The organism is Roseicyclus sp., from assembly GCF_052168335.1.
Classification (GTDB): Bacteria; Pseudomonadota; Alphaproteobacteria; order Rhodobacterales; family Rhodobacteraceae; genus Roseibacterium.
The window spans coordinates 1-1,168 of the sequence record NZ_JBQLZP010000097.1 but is presented as its reverse complement, the minus strand read 5'-3'; the positions used below and the strand labels follow the sequence as shown (position 1 = coordinate 1,168).

Sequence of the window (1,168 nt, the reverse complement as noted above, 5' to 3'; positions counted from 1 at the left end):
GTCTCCTCGGGCTGCCGGGCACGCCCGGCCTCGTCCTCGGCCGCACCGTGGCGCTCGGCGCCTTGCCCCGCGCCACGCTCGCCCGCCTCACGGAGATCGAGCACGCCGAAGGTCCGCCCGCCGCCTGCGCGTGACCGCCCAGCCCATTCATCTTTCCGAAAATACGCGGGGGAGCGCGAGGGGGTGAAACCCCCTCGCCCCGGTCGCCGCCGAAGGCGGCGAAAACCCAAGCCGGTCGCCGCCGAGGGCGGCGAACCACCCGGAACTGTCGCCGCCGACAGGCGGCGAAACCGCTCAGGCGTTCGCCTCGCGGATCTTCTCCGCCGCTTCCTTCGAATAGGCCACGCCGCTCTCCTCGAAGAGCTGGTCCAGCTCGCCCGAAAGCGTCATCTCGGTGACGATGTCGCAGCCGCCCACGAACTCGCCCTTCACGTAGAGCTGCGGGATCGTCGGCCAGTCGGAATACTCCTTGATCCCCTGCCGGATCTCCTCGTCGGCCAGCACGTTCACGTCGGTGAAGTCGACGCCCATGTAGTTGAGGACGCCCGCCACCCGGCTGGAGAATCCGCACTGGGGCATGGCCTTGGTGCCCTTCATGTAGAGCACCACGTCGTTCGCCTTCACCGTCTCTTCGATCCGCGTCTTCGCGTCCATGATGTCGGGCCCTTCCCTTGTTCCCGTGTCTGTCTCTAGCGGCGCCGCTCGCGGTCGTCCGTGCGGACCGGGATCGGCACCGGCCGCTTCTCCCGCGCCGCCTGCGCGCGCAACCCGCGCAGGATCACCGCCGCCGCGACCGCGCCGAGCGCGAGCCCCGCCACCGCGATCATGCCGGCGCCCGCGTGGTCAGGGCGAGCGCGTGCAACTCGCCGTTCGAGCCGTCCATCTTGCCCTTGAGCGCGGCATAGACGGCGCGCTGCTGCTGAACCCGGTTCATGCCACGGAAGCTCTCGTCGATCACCTGCGCCGCGAAATGGGCGCCATCGTCGCCCTCGACGCTGATCTGCGCCTGCGGGAAGCTCTCGCGGAGCATGCGCTCGATCTCGGTTGCGGTTATGGGCATCTGGCTTTCCTGATCGCTTCGCTCGGGAAAAATGTAGAACCGGGTCCTTGCCCGCGCAAGCGCTCTTCAGCCGAAATGCGCCGCGAAGGCGCCTTCCCAGGTCTCCCG

3 protein-coding genes are annotated in these 1,168 nt (G+C 69.0%); all 3 read right to left on the bottom strand.

Features of this window, described 5'->3' with window-relative positions:
• Window positions 1-294 precede the first annotated feature (294 nt).
• Genes grxD through ACTS11_RS03130 form a run of 3 tightly spaced genes read right to left on the bottom strand, consistent with a single transcriptional unit; the run spans window position 295 to window position 1,060 of the window.
• A complete protein-coding gene (gene grxD / locus ACTS11_RS03140; RefSeq protein ID WP_442638888.1) occupies window positions 295-657 on the bottom strand; it encodes a Grx4 family monothiol glutaredoxin in 363 nt (120 codons plus the stop codon).
• A gap of 32 nt (window positions 658-689) precedes the next feature.
• Window positions 690-827, bottom strand: a complete 138-nt coding sequence (locus ACTS11_RS03135; RefSeq protein ID WP_442638887.1) for a hypothetical protein — start codon at window positions 825-827, stop codon at window positions 690-692.
• Window positions 824-1,060: a BolA/IbaG family iron-sulfur metabolism protein gene (locus tag ACTS11_RS03130; protein ID WP_442638886.1), complete on the bottom strand. Its 237-nt coding sequence runs from the start codon at window positions 1,058-1,060 to the stop codon at window positions 824-826. The genes ACTS11_RS03135 and ACTS11_RS03130 overlap by 4 nt, the downstream gene beginning before the upstream one ends.
• Window positions 1,061-1,168 lie beyond the last annotated feature (108 nt).

Bases quoted from the DNA above. Each gene is read 5' to 3' on its own strand.
- ACTS11_RS03130 (WP_442638886.1), bottom strand. From the start codon at position 1,060: ATGCCCATAACCGCAACCGAGATCGAGCGCATGCTCCGCGAGAGCTTC.
- ACTS11_RS03135 (WP_442638887.1), bottom strand. From the start codon at position 827: ATGATCGCGGTGGCGGGGCTCGCGCTCGGCGCGGTCGCGGCGGCGGTG.